Raw genomic sequence first — 20265 nt, 5'->3', positions numbered from 1 at the left:
GGTGAACAGGCGAGGACAACGATGCTCGATTTCCAGAAAATCCACGCGCGGGCGGCAAAGCGCAAGGGCGGCGAGGCGGTGCTAGCTCCGCTGCTTGGTCCTGCGCCCGACAATGCGGCGGTGGCGAAAGTCCCCGACGACCGTATTCTCTCCACCATGGCCGAGCGCATTTTCGCCGCGGGATTCGTGTGGCGCGTCATCGAACAGAAATGGCCCGGTTTCGAGGAAGCGTTCCTCGGCTTCGAGCCGAAGCGGCTTTTGTTCCAGCCCGACGATTTCTGGCACGAGCTGGCGTCGGACAGCCGCATCGTGCGCAACCCGCAGAAGATCAAGTCGGTGCGCGACAACGCCGCCTTCGTCGATCGCGTATCGAAGGAACATGGCAGCTTCGGCAAATTCATCGCCGGATGGCCGGCGGACGATCAGGTCGGCCTGACCGCGTATCTCGCCAAGCATGGCAGCCGGCTGGGCGGCAACACCGGCCAGTATTTCCTGCGCTGGCTGGAATGGGACACGTTCGTCGTCTCCGCCGACATGGCGGCGGCATTGCGCGATGCCGGCCTCGATATCGCCGAGAACCCGACCTCGAAGCGGGACCTCGACAAGATCCAGGCGCAGATCAACCGATGGTCGGCCGAGACCGGTCTGCCGCGCCGGCACATCTCGCGCATCCTGGCGATGTCGATCGGCGAGAATCGCTCGGCGGAGGCGTTGCGCGAATATATGGGCGACTAGGTGGTTGGGATCGATCGATCTCCATCGATAGGTCAGGGACATAATCGGCTCTGCCGATTAGTCCTAAGTGGCACAACCAAACGCCATTGCGGGGCGATTTCAGCCACGCTAAATCCGTTCCATGACCAAGACCGCTCCCGATATCCTGCGTATCGCCGTTGCCCAGCTCAACCCGACCGTCGGTGACGTGGCCGGCAATTTGGCAAAAGCGCGCGAGGCGAGGGCGGACGCGGCGCGCCAGGGCGCCGATCTGGTGCTCTATACCGAGCTCTTCCTCGCCGGCTATCCGCCGGAAGACCTGGTGCTTAAGCCTTCCTTCCTGAAGGCGTGCGAGAAGGCCGCGCAGGATTTCGCCAACGACACGGCCGATGGCGGGCCCGGCGTCATCATCGGCATGCCGCTGAAGCGCCGGTCCGGCACGCACAACTCCGTCGTCTTCGCCGATGGCGGCAAGATCATCGCCGAACGCTACAAGCTCGATTTGCCCAACTATGGCGAGTTCGACGAGAAGCGCCTCTTCCAGGCCGGGCCGGAGCTGCAGGGTCCGGTGAATTTCCGCGGCGTGCGCATCGGCATTCCGATCTGCGAGGACATCTGGGGCGATATCGCCGTATGCGAGACGCTGGCCGAAAGCGGCGCCGAGATCCTTTTGGTGCCGAACGGCTCGCCCTATTACCGTGCCAAGATCGACGTTCGCCACCAGATCGTCATCCGGCAGGTCATCGAAACCGGCTTGCCGATGATCTACGCCAACCAGCTCGGCGGCCAGGACGAACTGATCTTCGACGGCGCCTCGTTCGCCATCGGCGCCGACAAGACGCTTGCCTTCCAGATGAGCCAGTTCGAGGAGGCGGTCGACGTCACCACCTGGAAAAGAAAGGAAGACAGCTGGGTCTGCTCGGAAGGCCCGATGTCGAAGATCCCCGAGCGCGAAGAGGCCGACTATCGCGCCTGCATGTTGGGCCTGCGCGATTACGTCAACAAGAACGGCTTCAAGAACGTGGTGCTCGGCCTCTCCGGCGGCATCGACTCGGCAATCTGTGCGGCTTTGGCCGTCGATGCGCTGGGCGAGGAGCGGCTGCGCACAGTCATGATGCCTTACCGCTATACATCGAAGGATTCGCTGAAGGATGCCGAGGACTGCGCGCGCGCGCTCGGCTGCCGCTACGACATCGTGCCGATCTCCGAGCCGGTCGAAGGCTTCAAGCATGCGCTGACGCAGCTCTTCGAGGGCACCCAGGAAGGCATCACCGAAGAGAACCTGCAGAGCCGCGCTCGCGGCACGATCCTGATGGCAATCTCCAACAAGTTCGGGTCGATGGTGGTCACCACGGGCAACAAGAGCGAGATGTCGGTCGGTTACGCCACGCTTTACGGCGACATGAATGGCGGCTTCAATCCGATCAAGGATCTCTACAAGATGCAGGTCTACGCGCTGTCGCGCTGGCGCAATTCGCATGTGCCGCCGGGCGCGCTTGGGCGGTCCGGCGAGGTTATCCCCAAGAACATCATCGACAAGGCGCCGTCGGCGGAGCTGCGCGAGAACCAGACCGACCAGGATTCGCTGCCGCCCTATCCGGTGCTGGACGACATCCTGGAATGCCTGGTGGAGAACGAGATGAGCGTCGAGGACATCGTCGCGCGCGGCCACGACCGGGCGACGGTGACGCGCGTCGAGCACCTGCTCTACATCGCCGAATACAAGCGCCGCCAGGCGGCGCCCGGCGTGAAGATCACCAAGAAGAATTTCGGCCGCGACCGCCGCTATCCGATCACCAACCGGTTCCGGGACCGCGGCTAGTCCGCGAGATTGCGCCATGCAGGATGTTGAAATCAGTTTCGACCTGTCGCGGATCGATTTTCGGGCAACCTCCGATTTGCTCATGCAAAGCTATTGGGGTGCGTCGCGAACCGACGAGGCCAACCGCCGCGCCTTCGACAACTCGCTTTGCGTCGGCGCCTACCTCGACGGCGAGCAGGTCGGGTTCGCCCGCGCAATCACTGACTACACGGTCCTCGCCTATCTTGCCGACGTCATCGTCTGGCCGGAGCGTCGTGGGCATGGCCTCGGCAAACGGCTTGTGCAGGCACTCCTCGATCATCCCGATATGAAGACCGTCTCTCATTGGAGCCTTACGACCAGCGACGCTCACAGCCTCTACCAGAAGTTCGGATTCCGGGCGGAAGGGTGCTACATGCGACTGGATCGCTCACCCGCTGTCTGAGGCCCCGCCACAACCCGCCGTTGTTGCAAATTCGTCTCAGTGCTTGGACCAAATGTCGTTTTGGCGACGGGCCGACTTGGCGATCGGCTGATGCCTGCCTATAACGGCCTCTCCGCGATTCCCTTGCGGGAGGACCGTATGGCAGGATTTGACATCGTTATGCGAGGTCGCGAGGCCTAGGTCTGCTCGGGCTTTCCGAAGGTTTTTCGGAGAGCCGGACGCAGGACAGGCATTTGCCGCTGCGGTCGCCGCCTCAGGGCAGGCGGCCTACCATACTGAACCTCCCGCTGTCATAGACGCTGCAACGCGCGGACGCGGGTTTTCCAATTCGATTTTTACCGGGACCGGGTCGTTTTGCCCCGGATGACATCATGGCTCGTTTCAAGATGGATCTGCGCGCGAGCGCCTTTCGCAGCGTGCTTGGCTTCACGTTCAGCCATTGGCAGCGCCAGCCGTGGCGGCTTTCGCTCATCATGGGCGCATTCCTGCTCTCGACGCTGGCCGATGTGCTGACGCCTTTCTATTCCGGCCGCCTGGTCGATGCGGTCGCCAGCGGCGCGGGAACCGACGAAGTAGCCTGGAATGCGGCGATGGTGGCGTTCTCGATGTTGGTGGCGCTGGCGCTGGCAGGCGTTGTGCTGCGCAATGCCGCTTTCCTGTGTATCGTCGAGTTGACGCTGAAGATGATGTCGGACATTGCCTCCGATGCTTTCCATCGGGTGCAACGCTTCTCGACGGACTGGCACGCCAACAGCTTTGCCGGATCGACGGTGCGCAAGATAACGCGCGGCATGTGGGCGCTGGATCTGCTCAACGACACGATCCTGATCGCGCTGCTGCCGTCGGTTGTCATGCTTGTCGGATCGACGCTGCTGCTCGGCTGGTTCTGGCCGCTGATGGGGGCTGTGGTGGCCGCCGGTTCGGTGCTGTTCATCGCTGTCACCGCGATGCTGTCGCTCGGCTATGTCGCGCCCGCCGCGCGGCTCGCCAACAGCTGGGATACGCGGCTGGGCGGTTCGCTGGCCGACGCGGTGAGCTGCAACGCGGTCGTCAAGGGCTTCGGGGCGGAGACCCGCGAGGAAGCGCGGCTGGCACGCGTCGTCGCCAAATGGCGCCTGCGCACCGGCCGCACCTGGATGCGCGGCACTGCGAACGGCACCACACAAGGGGTGCTGCTGTTGGTGATGCGGGCGGCGGTCATCGGCCTTGCCCTCATGCTGTGGGCCTGGGGCCAGGCGAGCGCCGGCGATGTCGCTTTCGTGCTGACCTCGTTCTTCGTGCTGCAGGGCTATCTGCGCGACATCGGCACGCATATCCGCAACCTGCAGCGGTCGATCAACGACATGGAGGAACTGGTCGACTTCCAGTCCGAACCGCTCGGCATCGAGGACCGGCCCGACGCCCGGCCGATCCGGATCACCGATGGGCACATCACCTTCGACAAGGTGACGTTCCACTACGGCAATCACCTTCTGCCGCTCTACCGCGATTTCTCGGTCGATATCGCGACGGGCGAACGCATCGGACTGGTCGGGCATTCGGGTTCGGGCAAGACGACCTTCGTCAAGCTGATCCAGCGGCTCTATGACGTGAACGCCGGGCGGATCCTGATCGACGGGCAGGACATCTCGCAGGTCGAGCAGGCGTCGCTGCGCAGCCAGATCGCCATCGTCCAGCAGGAGCCGATCCTGTTCCACCGGTCGCTCGCCGAGAACATCGCCTATGCCAGGCCCGGCGCCAGCCAGGCCGAGATCGAGCATACGGCCAAACTCGCCAGCGCCCATGATTTCATCACCAGACTGCCCAAGGGCTATGGAACCCTGGTCGGCGAGCGCGGCGTAAAACTGTCGGGCGGCGAGCGCCAGCGCGTCGCGATCGCCCGCGCCTTCCTGGCCGACGCCCGCATCCTGATCCTGGACGAGGCGACATCGAGCCTCGATTCGGAATCGGAAGTGCTGATCCAGAAGGCGATGGAGCGGCTGATGGTCGGGCGCACGACGCTGGTGATCGCGCACCGGCTCTCGACGGTGCGGGCGCTCGACCGGCTGCTGGTCTTCGATCGCGGACGTATCGCCGAGGAAGGTTCGCATGACGAGCTGATCCGGCTGAACGGCGGCATCTACCGGCGGCTGTTCGAGCGTCAGGCGCTCGAACTGACGAAGGGCCTCGTCGCCTGAGGAAGGATGGCGCCCGGCCTCTGCCGGGCGCCATCAGCCGCAACGCGGTTGCAACCGCTCTCCCGCGATGCGGTTAGAGGGGCTCAATATGTTTTTCAAATTACTTTGCATTTAGAAGTTTAGGAAGTTTTATTTTAGATTTTAGCTATTCACGCGATTAAAACAATGATTGAATGTATTTACAGAAACGAAAATCAGGTACGGCAGAAGAAGGCTCTAGGAGATTTTTGCAGGAAGCCGATCGCATGGAGACTTCTTTGGGAAGAACGGCAGCCTTTAGCGTTCTGGTCTAGGCATTCACGATGAATCCGGTTTCCGCAAAAGCGAGCCCGGGCAAGGTGGCTGGGCCGTCGGCGCTGGAATCCCATGGTTCGGTTCGGCCTTTAGCCGCCGAGGATCTCGAGCACGTCGCCGCGTTGTTCCTGATGAAGTTTCGCCATCGTCGCCGCCAGCGCGATCGCGCGATCGCGCAGACGGCGGACTATATGAGGAAGCTCTACCTTGATGGGGATAAGAGCAAGGCTCTTGTCCAGATCAACCCGCAGGGCCGATTGGGTGGCTTCATGGGTGTTCTGAAAGCTCGATATGAGCTTAACGGAACGGCATTGAACGCTGCCATCATCGGTCCATTCATGACCGACTCCAGCATCGATCACGGTTGGGCCGGGCCGCAATTGCTGCGTGCCCTGCATCAAAGCGAATTCGACCTGTACCTGACCGATTCCGCCAACCGGACATCCTTGGCCTTCGCGCGTCCGATGAAGTACCAGCTCCTGCCGGTGCATTGTCTGGAATGGACCTGTGTTTTCCGGCCGGGCGGCATGGCCGTCGCCACAGTGCGCCGCAAATGGCCGGGGCTGCCTCGCCTTGCGCTCGATCCTTTCGCGGGAGCATTTGATGCGCTCGCACGAAGAAGGTTCGATCCGCCGGCCCAGCATTCGTCAAGCCAACGTATCCGCCGGGAGCCGATCGACGCGGCCCAATTTGCGGAGCGGCTGCCTGTCCTCATGGCCGATTATTCCCTGCGTCCGAGCTGGAAGGATGGCGAGCTGCCGCGGTTGCTCGCGCTGGCGGCCGAGAAGCAGGCCGACGGGCCGCTTCATTTCGGCGGGATTGACGAAGAAACGGGCAAGATGCTGGGGTGCTACGCCTTCTATGGCCAAGCCGGCGGCATCGCGAACCTGTTGCAAATCCAGGCGTCCGGATCCCACTGGGGCGTGACGCTGGATGCTCTCATTGCGGCGGCGCGGGATTTGGGCTGTGTAGGCATTAGGGGCCAGACCCAGAGCAGGTTCATGCCTCAACTCTTCGGCTACAAGAACGTCTTCTTCCATTATGCCGGTGGCACGATGGTCCGCTCGCGCGTTGCCGAAGTCACGGAGGCGGTCCGCTCCGGCGACATCTTCATCGGCGGGTTGATGGGCGATCGTTGGACCCGGCTCAGCTCCGATGATTTCGGCCGCGTCTGACGATCCACGCAATTCCGGACGGAAGGCTACGGCGAAGCCGCCGCCCAGCTAAGACGAAGTCGCCGAGCCCAGCTACAGCGAAGTCGCCGAGCTCAGCTACAGCCAGCCGCCGAGCCTAACCGCTCACACTTTTCCTGGGATTGCTTTTGAATCAGGCGAACTTGTGCGGCGCGGCGCAGAAGCCGGCAATGATCTGGCAAAGGTCAGGTTCGTTGACCATACGGACCGCTTCGTTCGGGCCGACCCATTTGCGGGTGCGCGCGCGTTTCTCTTTCCAGCGATCCGCCACGTGCTCGACATGCAGCGGAAAGACCAGCACCTCGCAAGGCACTTCCTCGCCCGAGGCAAGGACCTTGGCATAGAAATAGCGGCCGGCTTCAAGATGCGAGACGGTGCCGCGCAGCCCGGCTTCCTCGCCCGCTTCGCGAGCGGCGGCTTCGCAAAGCGGTTCCCTGGCCTCCGGCCAACCCTTGGGCAGCACCCAGCGCCCGGTGTCGCGACTGGTGATCAGCATGATCTCGACGCCGTTCTCGCCCTCACGCCAAGGCAAGGCGGCCACCTGCAGGCGACAAGGCGCGACGCCGAAGAGCCGCCGGACTCTCTCGGCCATCTGGTTGTGCGTCGTCGACCTCGTCAACATGGTAAGAAGCTGCCCCAAGCCTCCGGAATCGTTTGCCACCTTACAAATCTTAGGGCGAATTATGGGCTTTAAAAGTAAAAAACTTCACGCTATCGGGAAATGCCACCAGAAAAGGTCATTTGCCCAAGTAGTTGCGCTCATTGGCGCGGTTACAGGACCTGGCTTGAGCCAGATTCTCTCGAAACGTGAAGGCCGCTCAGCCGGCGTGATCGTCTGCGATCGGCTTCTGGTAAGTGAAGCCCATATCCCAGGGAAAGTAGATCCAGGTGTCCTGGCTGACCTCGGTGACGAATGTGTCGACCAGCGGGCGGCCCTTCGGCTTGGCGTAGACAGTCGCGAAATGCGCTTTCGGCATCATGGCGCGCACTATACCCGCCGTCTTGCCGGTATCGGTGAGGTCGTCGATGATCAGCACGCCCGCCCCGTCATCGGCGAGCAGCGGAGGCGAAATCTCCTTCAGGACCTGCAACTGACCCTGGCTGGTGTAGTCATGATAGGAGGCGACGCACACCGTCTCGATGACGCGGATGCCAAGCTCGCGCGCGATGATGGCGGCAGGCACCAGGCCGCCGCGCGTGATGCAGACGATCGCTTTCCATTGCCCCTTGTTGGCGCCGGACAACCGCCAGGAAAGCGCCCGGGCGTCGCGGTGGAACTGGTCCCAGGAGACGGGAAAGGCTTTTTCTGGAAGGGACATGGTTCGCGCACTCCGCAAGGCGCGCCGTCGGCGCGCAGAAACACTGGAATGCAGCCGGAATTAGCCGGAAAGCGCCGGGCTTGGCAAGGGGAGGGGCTGTGGGCTCAAGCGCGTTGCGCTGAGACGAATTGAAGCGATGCGCTTTTAGCTTGACACAGGTCGCGGCCTCGAAACCGCTTACGGGTTCGAGACCTACCCTCACCGCGACAGGAAGGCCGCCACATTCGTCGTGCGCAACACCGTGCGGGTGACGCCGCCGAACAGAAGCTGGCGCAGCCAGGAGTGGCTGTAGGCGCCAAGCACCAGAAGATCGGCGCCGGACTCGGTTATCCGCGACTGGATGATATCGTCCACCGAGGAGCCGTCCGATTTCTGCACGGAGACACTGACATTGGCACCATGACGCGACAGCGCCGCTGCGATCTCGGCGCCGGCGGCTTCCGGAGATTCATCGAGCGTCTCCGGCGGGTCGATGACGAGAATGTCCGTCTTGTCGGCCTCGGCGATGAAGGGCAGGGCATCGAACGCGGCCCGGGCCGCTTCCTTGCTGCCGTTCCAGGCCAGCAGCACACGTCTGAAGGTCGTGACCAGTGGCCCGGCATGGGGCACGACCAGCACCGGCCGGCCGGCATCGTAGACCAACGTGTCGACGTCGGCGCCAGGATCGCCGCCGGTGTCGCGCTGCGCGGCAATGATCAGATCGGCGGCGCGCACGCTCGATATGCCGGTCAGCGCGCTGTCGCCGGAGAAGCTTTCCAGGCTACGCCACTCGAAGGACAGGCCGGAGTCCTCGATCCTCTTCATGAAATAGGCCCGCAACTTGTCGGCGCGTTCCTTATTCATCTCGGCCGAGACCTGCAGGAATTCGGTATCCGGGAAGCCGGTGGCCGATGTGTAGGGCACGGGAAGCGCCTCGGCATGGATACCGACGAGATGGCTCTCGAACCTTTCGGCAAGCGGAAGGGCGTAATCGAGGACGCGCTCGGCGTCCTGCTCGTTCTGCAAAATGGCGACGATTGTCTTGAAGCGCATGGCTGGTCCCTCAATTACTTGCGTACTTGCGCTACGCGTGCGCGCAGCAAAGGAACGCCTCAGCGCGTTGACTGGTTCCAGCCGAATGCCCGGTCAGCCTCCCTTGGCCAAGCCCGCCACCATTGCCTCGACGTCCTTGCGCGCGGCCTCGAGCGCTTCCTCGCTGCGGGCTCGGACGACGAGTTCGGTCCAGAACTTGCCGTCGCCATATTTGGGATAGGAGCCGATGATCGTGTCGGGATGCGCCTTCTGGATCTCGGCCAGCGGCCCGCCGATCAATCCTTCGCCGAAGGGACACTGCACCGTGGCCGACAGCATCTTCGTGCCGGCCCTGAGCGTAGGCACAACATTGTCGAGCATGGCCTGGAAGATCGACGGCACGCCGGCCATGACATGGACATTGCCGATGCGGAAGCCCGGCGCGACGGAGACGGGATTGTCGATATGGTCGGCGCCGCGCGGCATGCGCGCCATGCGCTTGCGCGCTTCGGTGAATTCGATGCCACGCCCGGCATAGCTTGCTTCGAGCAGCGCATAGGCCCTGGCGTCGTATTCGCAGGGCACGCCGAAGGCCTTGGCGATCGAGTCGGCGGTAATGTCGTCATGCGTGGGGCCGATGCCGCCGGTGGTGAAGACGTAGGTATAACGAGCGCGCAGGGCATTCACCGCCGCAACGATCTCGTCCTCCTTATCGGGGACGATGCGCACTTCCTTAAGATCGATGCCGATCGCCGTCATGATGTCGGCGAGGTGGCCGATGTTCTTGTCCTTGGTGCGGCCGGAGAGGATCTCGTCGCCGATGACGAGCATGGCGGCGGTGACGATTTCAGGCATGGCGGGCTCCGGCACAATAGGTCGCCTGAGATAACGCGGCCGGCGGCCGGCGGCAATGCGAAACCCGGATGTGTTGATGCGCTTGTGGCGGCTGCCGTTGCCGATATGGTGCGGTCGGTCGGGCCAGGTGAAAACATGCTGATATCGATTGTCTTGTGGCTGCTTGCCGGCTTGCTTGCCGCCATCGTGCTTGTCGTGCTCGCGCTGATGCTTGCGACCTGGCGGATCGCGGCAAAGGCCGAAAGACGGGTGCCGGCTTGCGGAAAATTCGTCGAGATCGACGGCAACCGCATCCACTATGTGGAAGAGGGCGAGGGCAAGCCGATCGTCTTCGTGCACGGGCTCGGCGCTCAGCTCCACCATTTTCGCCACACCCTGTTCGGGCGCTTCGGTTCTGGTTACCGGCTGATCGCGCTCGACCGGCCAGGCTCCGGCTATTCGGTTCGGGCAAGGGGTGCGACCGGCCGATTGCCCGAACAGGCCGACATCCTGCGGCGCTTCATCGAGGAATTGCGCCTGGAACGGCCACTCATCGTTGGCCATTCGCTCGGTGGGGCCATTGCCCTTGCTCTGGCAGCCGGGCATCCGACAGCGATTTCCGGCATTGCGCTGCTTTCACCGCTGACGCATCTCGAAGCGAGGATACGTGAGCGGTTTGACCTGCTCTATGTTCCATGGCCGCTGTTGCGCCGCGTCCTGGCCCATACGGTGGCGGTGCCACTTAGCCTTCGTTACGCGCGGCCGACGCTGAGGTTCATTTTCGCGCCGCAAGCGGTTCCCGCGGACTACATGGTCGCCGGCGGGGGCTGGCTCGGGTTGCGTCCGTCCCACTATTTCGCCACCTCCACCGATGTCGTGGCGGTGGAACGGGATCTTGGCGAAATCGAACGGCGTTACCGCGACATAGCGATGCCGGCAGGCATTCTGTTCGGGACCGATGACCGCGTGATCGTCGAGGCCGTGCATGGCGAACCGATGCTGGATAGGATCGGGGGCCTCGACTTCGAACGGGTCGAAGGTCTAGGCCACATGCCGCAATTCCTGGAACCCGAACGGGTGATGGCCTTTATCGAACGTGTCGCCGCGCGTGCTTTCGCCGACGCGAAATGAATTCGGCTGGTGGTCACGGCAATGCTTCGCGGTTGATCACGCGGCGTCACACAAAAGTGTCGGACATTCCGTCCCACCCGCAATTTCCGGTGGAACTTTAGCCCCGGCGGCAGGGTTTCGCCTTTGTCGCTGTGGGGCCTCGGCCCCATATATTTTTGCGATTGAGAGAATGGAGAAATCCGATGCTTACAAGACTTATCGCAGCTTCGGCGCTGGTGCTGGCCATGGGTGGCGCGGCCATGGCGCAGTCATCAGATGACTGGTGGTGGTGGCACCGCGACCATCGTCCCGACGTGAGCGAGCAGGTGGACCCCTATACCACAGGCAGCATCAACGGTGGCTCCGGGCTGACCACCCAAGGCAATACCGGCGCTATCGGGCCGTGTGCCGACACAACGCCAGGTCCCGATGCCAATTCGCAGCAGAACGTCAATGACAACTACTGCGGCAAATAGGGCCGCATGGTCTCCGGCGGCCGGCATGAAGCCTTGGGCTTTGCCGGTCGCGGAGGCGATTCCAGTTTGTTGGAGTGTTTTTCTCCGCTTCACGAAACGGCGAAACGCCCGACGCAGTTCGGGGCAGAAGGCTGCGGCGAAAGCGCCGAGCCTGACCGCTCACACTTTTCCTGGAATGCTTCAGTCAGATACTTCGGTCTGCGGACGGTCTCTGCCGTCGGCGAGTTCGTCGTGCCATTTTCCTTCGGCATCCTCGTACTGGATGCCGTCCGTAGTGCCGGCGACCTGCTGCTCGGCCGAAGCGATTTCGGCGGCGCGCAGCGCTTCCTGGTGCGTGCGGAAAGTTTCAGAGAATGTCGAGCCGACCTTGTAGGCCCAGCCGCCATCATGCTCGACGATCTTGTAAGTCAGCTTCGCCATGGAATCCTCCGGTTAAGAAATCCGCTCAATGCAGCTTTCCGTCGGGCAGCCTGTCTTCAGGAACCAGCACTTCCGATTCCCTGGCTGCCTCGACGAGGGCGCGACGTGCGTCCGCCGTCGAACGATAACCTTCCAGCGCCTTGAGGCAAGTGTCCAGAGCATCACGATGACGCTCGCCGCGATTGAGCGGCCAAACGGTCATCAGGCACTCGGCTGCTTCGCGGGTGCTTCGGATTTGGCGATATTTGCCGACATGACCACCACCGGCTTTTCAAAGGGCTTGTTGTCTATCATGGCCGCCAACGTAAAACGGCCAAATTGGTTGCAGTTGTGGCGAGAAACCTGCGCCCAAACGTCTCAGCACTCTGCTGATTCGAGTTTGTTTTGACGCAATTCCGGACGGAAGCCACGGCGAAGCCGCCGAGCCTGACCGTGTCAAGACTTTCCTGGAATTTGCCTAGGTTGCGTTGATATTCAGGTGATGCCGGCCTGCGAACGATGGTTTCCTGCGCTTCCGGTGCTCACGTACTTAGTACGCTCCGCTCCGGTTCTCGCAAACCACCGTTCTCGGCTCGGCTTGACCTAATCTCAACACACCCCTAGCCGGCGGCCTTCATCCAATGCCGCATCGTCGTCACCGAACGTGCCAGCTGCGGCGCGGGATGGATTTCCTCGCCGAAAGCAGCCGCCGCGCGCCAGCCCCAGCGCGGGTCGGCGAGGAAGGCGCGCGCCAGCGCCACCATGTCGGCACGACCGTCGGCCACGATCGCCTCGGCCTGGCGCGGATCGTCGATCAGCCCCACGGCGCGCGTCGGAATGCCGGCGCCGTTGCGCACGGCCTCCGCCAGATGCACCTGGTAACCAGGGCCGGGCGGCACCTGCTGCAGGGGCGAATTGCCGCCGCTGGAGCAGCAGATATAGGCGATGCCCTCGGCCTTCAGCGCCTTGGCCACCTCGATTGCGTCCTCGACGTCGAAACCGCCTTCGACCCATTCCTTAACCGAAAGGCGTGCGCCCAGCATCACGGACGGAGCGGCCTTCCTCACCGCCCTGGCGATTTCGACCGCAAAGCGCATGCGATTTTCCAGCGCCCCGCCCCAGCGGTCCGTCCGCTGGTTGGAGAGCGGCGAGAGGAACTGGAAGATCAGATAGCCATGCGCGGCGTGCAATTCGGCAAAGTCGAAACCGGCGCGTTCGGCGCGCACGGCCGCCTGCGCAAAGCGCGCAATCAGCTCCAGGATCTCGTCCTCCTCCAACGCGTGCGGCACATTCCAGCCCGTGTCATAGGCGATGGCCGAGGCAGAAACCGTCTGCCAGGGATCCTCGCCAGGCCGCAGCGGACCGCCGCCTTCCCAGGGTTTGCGGTTAGAGGCCTTGCGGCCGGCGTGGGCAAGCTGGACACCGAATTTCGTGCCGCGCGCGGCGACACGCCTGGCGGCGTCGAGCGTGCGCTTGGCGGCCGCCTCGTTGTCGTCGGAATAGAGGCCGAGGCAGCCATGCGAGATACGTCCGCGCCGCTCGACATCGGTCATCTCGACGGTCACCATGCCGGCTCCCGACATTGCCAGGTTCATCCAGTGATAGAGATGCCAGTCGCTGGCCGAGCCGTCCTCGGCCGAATACTGGCACATGGGGGCAACCGCGATGCGATTGGGGAAGGTGAGGCCGCCGAGGGTGATCGGCTGGAAAAGCGATGATGTCATGAAACGGGCTCCTGGCGAGATACCGCTATCTAGGCAGCCGCGGCGCGTCGCGCCAGACACGAGCCGGTGAGACTCCCGCTGGACCAGTCGGTTTCCAGGCCAGTCGGTTTCGGGCCAGCCGGTTTCCAGGATTGCGTGCGCCACCTTTCTCGATGGAGCGGTTCTCCGTTCTTCGAGATGGAGGACCGCACCATCTTTTTTGCCTTACGCAATTTCGGACGGAAAACCGCTTCACACTTTTCCTGAAATTGCTCTATCCCTTTGCCGCCAATACGGAGGTCGTCATGGAAGATCGCGTTCGCATCCGTTCGGAGGAGGTCCTTTCGGACGACTGGGCGGTGCTCAAGAAGACCGTGCTCGACTATCGCCGCCGCGACGGGCGATGGGAGACGCAGATCCGCCAGACCTACGATCGCGGCGACGGCGCGGTGATCCTGCCCTTCGATCCGCAGCGCTCGACCGTGCTCCTGGTGCGGCAGTTTCGCTTCCCGGCTTACGCCGTGGGCCATCGCGAGCCGCTGATCGAGGCCTGCGCCGGCTTGCTCGATGAAAACGATCCCGAAACCGCCATCCGCAAGGAAGCGGAGGAGGAGCTGGGCTACCACCTGAAGGATGTCGAGCGGCTGTTTTCGCCGTTCATGAGCCCGGGCAGCGTGACGGAACGGCTCTGGTTCTTCACCGCGCGCTATTCGCCGGCCGACCGCATTTCCGACGGCGGCGGCTCACCGGAAGAAGGCGAGGACATCGAGGTTCTGGAAATGCCCTTGGACGACGCGCTGGCTGGTATCGCCGACGGCCGCATCGTCGACGCCAAGACGATCATCCTGATCCAGCATCTGAAGCTCAACCCGATCAAGGTTTGACTCTGTCTCGGCTGCGATGCTTCGGCATTCGGTGGCCCGCCCTCCGAAGCTCGAAGAGCAAGGTGGTGCGGACGACGGGAATCGAACCCGTACGATCAGAGATCGAGGGATTTTAAGTCCCTTGCGTCTACCAATTCCGCCACGTCCGCAGGCGTGCCCCTTTTCAAATGCCTGATATGAGCCGTCAAGCGATGTTTCCGATCGTCCGCAGTTTGCGCGGGCGGCCATCGCGCAGATTTAACATTAGTGATGTTTAAAATGCCAAATTCTCCGAACCGATCCCATTAGCCTTTGTGTGCGAGCATCGGGGCCGGCTTTGATGGTGGAACCATGCGTGGGCCAGGCTGGATCAGGGAAGTGCGGGAGGCGGAGGCGCGGCAGCTGCGCAGCGAGATCGATCGGCTCGAGCGGGGTCTGATCGAGGCCGCCAACTCGAAGGCCAAATGGAACCTGCATGAGGTCGCGCACACGCTGCGCTGGCAAAAGGCCCGGCTGCGGCGGCTGCAGGAATGTCTCGACGCCATGCCTGAAGGAAAAGAGATTCGGACCGATTCTGATAGGCCGGCCGCAAGCATTCAGCCAAGCATGTCCGCCACATCCGCCACGGCGGGGCAGGGCGATTGGAAAGTGGCGCGACCACGGAATTACGGTCTACCGAGGGAACGCTAGTTTCGCGACGCGGCGGATCGATCCGCCGAGGCCGGCGTCTATCAGGCCCCCAACCCAATCCCCCGCCCCCTGCGGGCGCCGGCCACTCTATTTCGACAGATTGATGCGGGAGAGGTCTTTCGCATCGACGCGGCGGCGAAGCCTCAGAATTTATAGCTGAAATTCACGCCCAGCGTCTGCAGCTTCACGTCCTGATCGCGCTCGGTGAAGGTGTTCGAAGCGTCGAAATGCTCCTTGCCGAAATCATAGTAGCGATATTGCGCGCCGACGACGACATTGTTGGTCAAGGCATAGTCGACGCCGGCGCCGATCGTCCAGCCGGTGCTGGTGCGGGTTTGGGTAAAGCCGGTGCCCGCCGCCTGCGAGGTCTCGATGCCGGCGAAAGCCACGCCGCCGATGCCATAGATCAATAAGCGATCCATGGCGTAGCCCACCTTGGCATTGACCGAACCGAACCACTTGATGTCGGTACCGAATGTGTTTGCCGGGCCGGCGTCGGCGGTGCCGTCGATCGAGGCGTAGTTGAGATCGGCCTCGGCGCCGATCACGGCCTGGTCGAATTGCCAGAGCCCCGCGACATGGCCGCCGACGAAACCGCCATCGATGTCGGGCTTCACCGAACCGCCTTCTACGGTGATGTCGGACCGACCCCAGCCATAGCCGGCCTGCATGCCGGCATAATAGCCGGTCCAGTCGAAGCCGGGCGCGGTCATCGGCAGATTAGTGCCTAGATCCGCCGCCCAGGCAGAGCCGGACAGCAGGGCAAGAAGGCCGGCACTGGCGAGCGTCAGTCGACGCATAGGGCGCTCCGAAATGGCGGTTTCGAGGACTCCTTAGGGCAGACTAGCCCCAATCACGGCGAAACGGAATTGCATCTCTGCAACAGTGGTTTACGACCTGACGCTCTGGCTCCGGGCGCCGACATTTGCCAAACTGGCCCATGCAGAGGACTCAGCCAATGACGAACGCCAAGCCGACAAGCGCCACACAGCCGAAACCGTGGACCGAAGTGGCGACATATCTGGTCGATGTCGCGATGGGCCGAAAGCCCGCGGAACTGGTCATCCGCAATGGTTGCTGGGTGAACGTCCATTCGGGCGAGATCATCCCCGGCACCGATATCGCGATCGCCGCCGGCCGCTTCGCCTATTGCGGGCCGAATGCCGGCCACGCCATCGGGGAGGGGACCAAGGTCGTCGACGCCGGCGGGCGCTATCTGGTGCCCGGCCTTTGCGACGCGCATATGCATGTCGAGAGCGGCATGGTGACGGTGACGGAGTTCTGCCGCGCGGTGATCCCGCACGGCACCACCTCGATGTTCATCGATCCGCACGAGATCGCCAATGTGCTTGGACTGCCGGGCGTGCGCCTGATGCATGACGAAGCGGTCGCGATGCCGATCAACGTGCATGTGCAGATGCCGTCCTGCGTGCCCTCGGCGCCGGGGCTGGAGCATGCCGGCGCCGAGCTGACGGTCGCCGACGTGGCCGAGGCAATGACCTGGGAAAATATCATCGGGCTTGGCGAGGTGATGAATTTCCCAGGGGTTGCCGCCAACGATCCGGTGATGTCGGGCGAGATCGCCGAGACGGTCAGGGCCGGCAAGACGGTGGGCGGCCATTATGCGTCGCCCGATCTCGGCCTGCCCTTCCACGGCTATGTCGCCGGCGGGGCGGAGGACGACCATGAAGGCACGCGCGCGGAGGACGCGATCGCGCGGGTGCGCCAGGGCATCAAGGCAATGCTGAGGCTGGGGTCGGCCTGGTACGACGTCGCGGCGCAGATAAAGGCGGTGACCGAAGGCGGCATCGACCCGCGCAACTTCATCTTGTGCACCGATGACAGCCATTCCGGCACGCTGGTGCATGAAGGCCATATGGATCGCGTGGTGCGGCATGCCATCAGCCAGGGGCTGAAGCCGGTGACGGCGATCCAGATGGCGACGCTCAACACCGCGCAGCATTTCAGGCTGGAGCGCGAGATCGGCTCGATCGCGCCGGGACGCCTGGCCGATCTTCTGATCGTTTCGGACCTTGCCCAGATGACCATAGACGAAGTCTATGGCCGCGGCGTCAGGCTGGCCAAGGCCGGCAAGCTCGAGATCGACATCGCGGCCTATGACTATCCCCAATCGGCGAAGAATACAGTCAGGCTCGGCAAGAAACTCGCGGCGAAAGACTTCGACATTTTTGCGCCGCAGGGCGCCAACGAGGTGCGGGCGCGGGTGATCGGCGTGATCGAGAACCAGGCGCCGACGCGGGCTCTGGAAGCCGATCTAGCGGTCGAGGACGGGCTGGTCGCCATGGACCGGCGCAACGACATCTGCCAGATCGCCCTGGTCGAGCGCCATCGCGGCACGGGGGGCGTCACCAACGCTTTCGTGTCCGGTTTCGGCTATGTGGAGGACTGCGCGATGGCGTCCAGCGTCGCGCATGACGCGCACCACATCATCGTCGTCGGCACGAACAAGGAAGACATGGCTTTGGCCGTCAACCGGCTGGGCGAGGTGGGCGGCGGCGTCGTGCTTTACTCCAGGGGCAAGGAGCTGGCGCTGGTCGAGATGCCGATCGCCGGGCTGATGTCGGACGAGCGCGCCGAGATCGTCGCGGCAAAGGCCGAGCAACTGACCGAGGCCATGCGCAAGGTCGGCTGCTCGCTCAACAACGCTTATATGCAGCACTCGCTGCTGGCGCTGGTGGTCATTCCGGAGCTCAGGATCTCGGATGTCGGCCTGGTCGACGTGACGACGTTCCGGAAGGTCGACCTGTTTGTTTAGGGTGGGTCACCGCCGGTCGCGATGGTCAACACCTTGAACGGCGTGGTGATGACGACCTCGGCGACCGAACCGACCGCTTTGCCGAGGCCTTGGCCGATATCGTTGAGCTGCGTCGGGTCGGGCTCGTCCGACGCAAGCCCGGCCGGTGTGCGCAGCCGGTTGCCCAGCAATTGCACCAGGATCGGGTTATCGGCGAATTTGGCGTGGTTCAGGCCGTCGCCGCCTTTGGCGCGGGTCAGGTCGACGACCGTCACGCCGTAATCGGCAAGATCGGCGGCGTTGCCGTAGTCGCCGACGCGCGGCTTGTCGCCGGAAATGAAGCTCGACAGCTTCAGCGCACGATCGTCGCCCGAAAGCAGGATGGCGAAGGGCTTGTCGGGCTTGCCGTAGCGGATCATCTGCTTCTTGAAGACATCGACGTCGATGTCGGGCGAGGCGAGGATGACATAGCCGAGCTTGCCGCCGAGATCGCGGTCGCCGGTGATAGCGAGCTGGCGCAGCGCCTCCATCGTCAGCCAGGTGCCCATGGAATGGGCGATGATGTCGATGCTCTTGACGCGCGTCTTGGCGAGCATCCTGAGCGTCGCCTCGAGGTCGTCGCGCGCGGCGGTCGAGCTGTCCTTGTCGTAGATATAGCCGGTCGCCTTGGCGCTCGATGCCCATGAGAACAGCACCGGCGTTCCGGGATATTTAGTGTCATGCGCTATCTGCGTGATGCGGTAGATGCCGTCGTCGAAACCATTGTTGAAGCCGTGCACGAACACCAGGGCGCGGTCGCCGCGCATCGAAATGTCGGCGCCGACCGCCATGGCGAATTGCCGCGCGTCGCCATAGTGGACGACATCGGTGGCGGTGAACTGCTTGGCTGGATTGGAGTCTGCCGAGCCCTTGGCGCGTTCGATCGCGCCGACCTGATGGATCTTCGGCACGGTGACGTCGACGCGAGCGTAGCTGGTGGTCAGCGAACGGTCCCCGTCGAACACTTGGCGCGGATCCTTGGTCGCCTGCTGGCGGGTGGTGGCGACGAAGATTTCGTGCCTGGCGGCGATGTCGGAGGCAGGCGCTGTAACTGTTTTGCGGTTGAGAAGGTCATGCGTGGGAGCGGCGCAGCCGGCGAGGGCGAGCGTGAAGGCCAGGCCGACAACGATCTTCACATGCACAGTCACCCGGGATCCCCCAAGGGCGGCAACCTCTCTTGCTACTCCGATAAAGCCAGAGAGCGGCCGGGTCCAGTTCAAAGTCCCTGTGGCGCGGAACCCGCACCGATACGGTTACTGCGCAGCGAGCTGGCGGATGCGGTCCGTCACGTCCCGATCGCTGGCGAAGCCGTCGTCCTCGCGCAGCCGCTGTCCAATCATCTGCACCATCATCGGGTTGTCGGCGAATTTGGTGTGGTTGAAGCTGTCGGCGCCCTTGACCTTCGAGAGGTCGACCACCGTGACGCCATAGGAAGCAAGGTCGGCGGCATCCCGGTAGTCGCCGACGCGCGGCCGAGCGCCGGCGATAAGGCCGGAGAGCCGCAGCGCCCGGTCGTCATCCGACAGGAGCAGGATGAAGGGCTTGTCCGGCTTGCCGTAGCGGCGCATCTGGCTCTTGAAGACGTCGACATCGATGTCGGGCGAGGCGAGCACCACGTCGCCGAGCTTGCCGCCGAGATCGCGGTCGCCGGTGATGGCGAGCTGACGCAGTGTTTCCATCGTCACCCAGGTTCCCATCGAATGGGCGACGATGTCGATGCGCCGGGCGCCGGTCTGCGCCAACATCCGCAGCGTCACCTCCAACTGGTCGCGAGCCGCTGCGGCGCTTTCCTTGTCGTAGACATAGTCGGTGGTCTTGGCGCCGGAAGCCCAGGAGAACAGCACCGGCGTGCCCGGATAGCCGGAATCATGGACGATCTGGGTGAGCCGGTAGACGGCATCGTCGAAACCGGTGTTGTAGCCATGGACGAAGACCATCACACGTCCGCCGCGGGCGTCGATGTCTGCGTTGAGGGCGCTGGCGAATTTCGGCTGCGTGTCGTAGCCGACGACTTCCGAGGCCATGAAATACTTCGTCGGATCGTTCGACTTGCCGCGCGAACGGCGCTCGATCTGGCCGGTCTGATGAATAGGGGGAACGGTGACGTTGACGCGTGCGTAATTGAGCGTCGCGGAGCGTTCGCCATCGAAGACCTTGTTCGGGTCGTCGGAGCGCTTGCGCGTGGTGGCGATGAAGATCGAGTGGTTGCCGGCGATGTCGGTCGCCGTCGTCGGCACGACGACGCTGCCCAGGATTTCCTGCGTCTGGTGGCCCGCGCAACCCGCCATCAGCAGGGCAAGGGCAATGATCAGAATTGTCTTCAACCGCACGTCGACACTTTCACTGCAATTCCACCGCGACCACAATTGGCCGTCCACCTCCGCGGAAATCTCCCGGACAGGCGAAGTGCGGCCAAAGTAAGTCGTGTCCCGCGGAAATCCG

The 20265-nt window shown here is 63.2% G+C and carries 20 protein-coding genes and 1 tRNA gene; 10 read left to right on the top strand and 11 right to left on the bottom strand.

Annotated features, from left to right (window positions below; genetic code table 11):
• Positions 1-21: 21 nt before the first annotated feature.
• The 5 genes from LB553_RS08385 to LB553_RS08365 all read left to right on the top strand — a co-directional run bounded on the left by LB553_RS08385 (position 22) and on the right by LB553_RS08365 (position 6606).
• Positions 22-735, top strand: coding sequence for a DNA-3-methyladenine glycosylase I (locus LB553_RS08385; RefSeq protein WP_224512241.1), 714 nt, complete (start codon positions 22-24; stop codon positions 733-735).
• Between the two features lie 121 nt (positions 736-856).
• Positions 857-2536 carry an NAD+ synthase gene (locus LB553_RS08380; protein ID WP_224512239.1) on the top strand — a complete coding sequence of 560 codons (1680 nt, stop codon included), beginning with the start codon at positions 857-859 and terminating at the stop codon, positions 2534-2536.
• A 16-nt stretch (positions 2537-2552) separates the two neighbouring features.
• A complete protein-coding gene (locus LB553_RS08375; RefSeq protein WP_224512237.1) occupies positions 2553-2960 on the top strand; it encodes a GNAT family N-acetyltransferase in 408 nt (135 codons plus the stop codon).
• Positions 2961-3331: 371 nt separating this feature from the next.
• Positions 3332-5137, top strand: coding sequence for an ABC transporter ATP-binding protein (locus LB553_RS08370; RefSeq protein WP_224512234.1), 1806 nt, complete (start codon positions 3332-3334; stop codon positions 5135-5137).
• Between the two features lie 302 nt (positions 5138-5439).
• Positions 5440-6606 (top strand): hypothetical protein, encoded by a 1167-nt coding sequence (locus LB553_RS08365; RefSeq protein ID WP_224512232.1) that lies wholly within the window; start codon positions 5440-5442, stop codon positions 6604-6606.
• A 151-nt stretch (positions 6607-6757) separates the two neighbouring features.
• Here the strand turns inward: LB553_RS08365 and LB553_RS08360 are convergent, their stop codons facing one another.
• The 4 genes from LB553_RS08360 to LB553_RS08345 form a co-directional block, all read right to left on the bottom strand.
• The gene (locus LB553_RS08360) at positions 6758-7246 is read right to left on the bottom strand and encodes an NUDIX hydrolase (protein ID WP_224512230.1); all 489 of its coding nucleotides are present in this window, start codon (positions 7244-7246) and stop codon (positions 6758-6760) included.
• Positions 7247-7442: 196 nt separating this feature from the next.
• The gene (gpt, locus tag LB553_RS08355; RefSeq protein WP_095765134.1) at positions 7443-7943 is read right to left on the bottom strand and encodes a xanthine phosphoribosyltransferase; all 501 of its coding nucleotides are present in this window, start codon (positions 7941-7943) and stop codon (positions 7443-7445) included.
• A gap of 198 nt (positions 7944-8141) precedes the next feature.
• Positions 8142-8975 (bottom strand): universal stress protein, encoded by an 834-nt coding sequence (locus LB553_RS08350; protein WP_224512229.1) that lies wholly within the window; start codon positions 8973-8975, stop codon positions 8142-8144.
• Between the two features lie 93 nt (positions 8976-9068).
• Positions 9069-9809 (bottom strand): competence/damage-inducible protein A, encoded by a 741-nt coding sequence (locus tag LB553_RS08345; protein ID WP_224512227.1) that lies wholly within the window; start codon positions 9807-9809, stop codon positions 9069-9071.
• Between the two features lie 135 nt (positions 9810-9944).
• On the opposite strand from LB553_RS08345, the gene LB553_RS08340 reads away from it, so the two are divergent.
• Together LB553_RS08340 and LB553_RS08335 are read left to right on the top strand one after the other, a co-directional pair.
• Positions 9945-10919, top strand: a complete 975-nt coding sequence (locus tag LB553_RS08340; RefSeq protein WP_224512225.1) for an alpha/beta fold hydrolase — start codon at positions 9945-9947, stop codon at positions 10917-10919.
• Between the two features lie 182 nt (positions 10920-11101).
• Positions 11102-11374 (top strand): hypothetical protein, encoded by a 273-nt coding sequence (locus tag LB553_RS08335; protein WP_224512223.1) that lies wholly within the window; start codon positions 11102-11104, stop codon positions 11372-11374.
• Positions 11375-11554: 180 nt separating this feature from the next.
• On the opposite strand, the gene LB553_RS08330 is transcribed toward LB553_RS08335, so the two are convergent.
• From LB553_RS08330 to LB553_RS08320, 3 genes are all read right to left on the bottom strand, one after another.
• Positions 11555-11794 (bottom strand): DUF2188 domain-containing protein, encoded by a 240-nt coding sequence (locus LB553_RS08330; protein WP_140750592.1) that lies wholly within the window; start codon positions 11792-11794, stop codon positions 11555-11557.
• Between the two features lie 25 nt (positions 11795-11819).
• The gene (locus LB553_RS08325) at positions 11820-11996 is read right to left on the bottom strand and encodes a DUF982 domain-containing protein (RefSeq protein WP_263483960.1); all 177 of its coding nucleotides are present in this window, start codon (positions 11994-11996) and stop codon (positions 11820-11822) included.
• A gap of 397 nt (positions 11997-12393) precedes the next feature.
• The gene (locus tag LB553_RS08320; protein ID WP_224512222.1) at positions 12394-13497 is read right to left on the bottom strand and encodes an NADH:flavin oxidoreductase/NADH oxidase; all 1104 of its coding nucleotides are present in this window, start codon (positions 13495-13497) and stop codon (positions 12394-12396) included.
• A 284-nt stretch (positions 13498-13781) separates the two neighbouring features.
• On the opposite strand from LB553_RS08320, the gene LB553_RS08315 reads away from it, so the two are divergent.
• Positions 13782-14360, top strand: coding sequence for an NUDIX domain-containing protein (locus LB553_RS08315; RefSeq protein WP_224512220.1), 579 nt, complete (start codon positions 13782-13784; stop codon positions 14358-14360).
• Positions 14361-14423: 63 nt separating this feature from the next.
• Here LB553_RS08315 and LB553_RS08310 read toward each other — a convergent pair.
• Positions 14424-14509: transfer RNA gene (locus LB553_RS08310), tRNA-Leu, on the bottom strand.
• 208 nt (positions 14510-14717) lie between these two features.
• Here LB553_RS08310 and LB553_RS08305 point away from each other — a divergent pair.
• Positions 14718-15029, top strand: coding sequence for a hypothetical protein (locus LB553_RS08305; RefSeq protein ID WP_224512218.1), 312 nt, complete (start codon positions 14718-14720; stop codon positions 15027-15029).
• 143 nt (positions 15030-15172) lie between these two features.
• On the opposite strand, the gene LB553_RS08300 is transcribed toward LB553_RS08305, so the two are convergent.
• The gene (locus LB553_RS08300) at positions 15173-15829 is read right to left on the bottom strand and encodes an outer membrane protein (RefSeq protein WP_224512216.1); all 657 of its coding nucleotides are present in this window, start codon (positions 15827-15829) and stop codon (positions 15173-15175) included.
• Between the two features lie 158 nt (positions 15830-15987).
• Here LB553_RS08300 and ade point away from each other — a divergent pair, with 158 nt between their 5' ends.
• Positions 15988-17805, top strand: coding sequence for an adenine deaminase (gene ade, locus LB553_RS08295; RefSeq protein ID WP_224512214.1), 1818 nt, complete (start codon positions 15988-15990; stop codon positions 17803-17805).
• Here ade and LB553_RS08290 read toward each other — a convergent pair.
• Complete coding sequence (locus LB553_RS08290; protein WP_224512213.1) at positions 17802-18971, bottom strand: alpha/beta hydrolase; 1170 nt, start codon at positions 18969-18971, stop codon at positions 17802-17804. The genes ade and LB553_RS08290 overlap by 4 nt on opposite strands.
• 105 nt (positions 18972-19076) lie before the next feature.
• Positions 19077-20111 carry an alpha/beta hydrolase gene (locus LB553_RS08285; protein ID WP_224512290.1) on the bottom strand — a complete coding sequence of 345 codons (1035 nt, stop codon included), beginning with the start codon at positions 20109-20111 and terminating at the stop codon, positions 19077-19079.
• Positions 20112-20265: the final 154 nt, after the last annotated feature.

Origin of the sequence: Mesorhizobium sp. CA8 (genome assembly GCF_020164955.1) — a bacterium.
Taxonomy (GTDB): domain Bacteria; phylum Pseudomonadota; class Alphaproteobacteria; order Rhizobiales; family Rhizobiaceae; genus Mesorhizobium.
The sequence above is the reverse complement of the archived record's forward strand: the minus strand, read 5'-3'. Positions and strand labels throughout refer to the sequence as shown.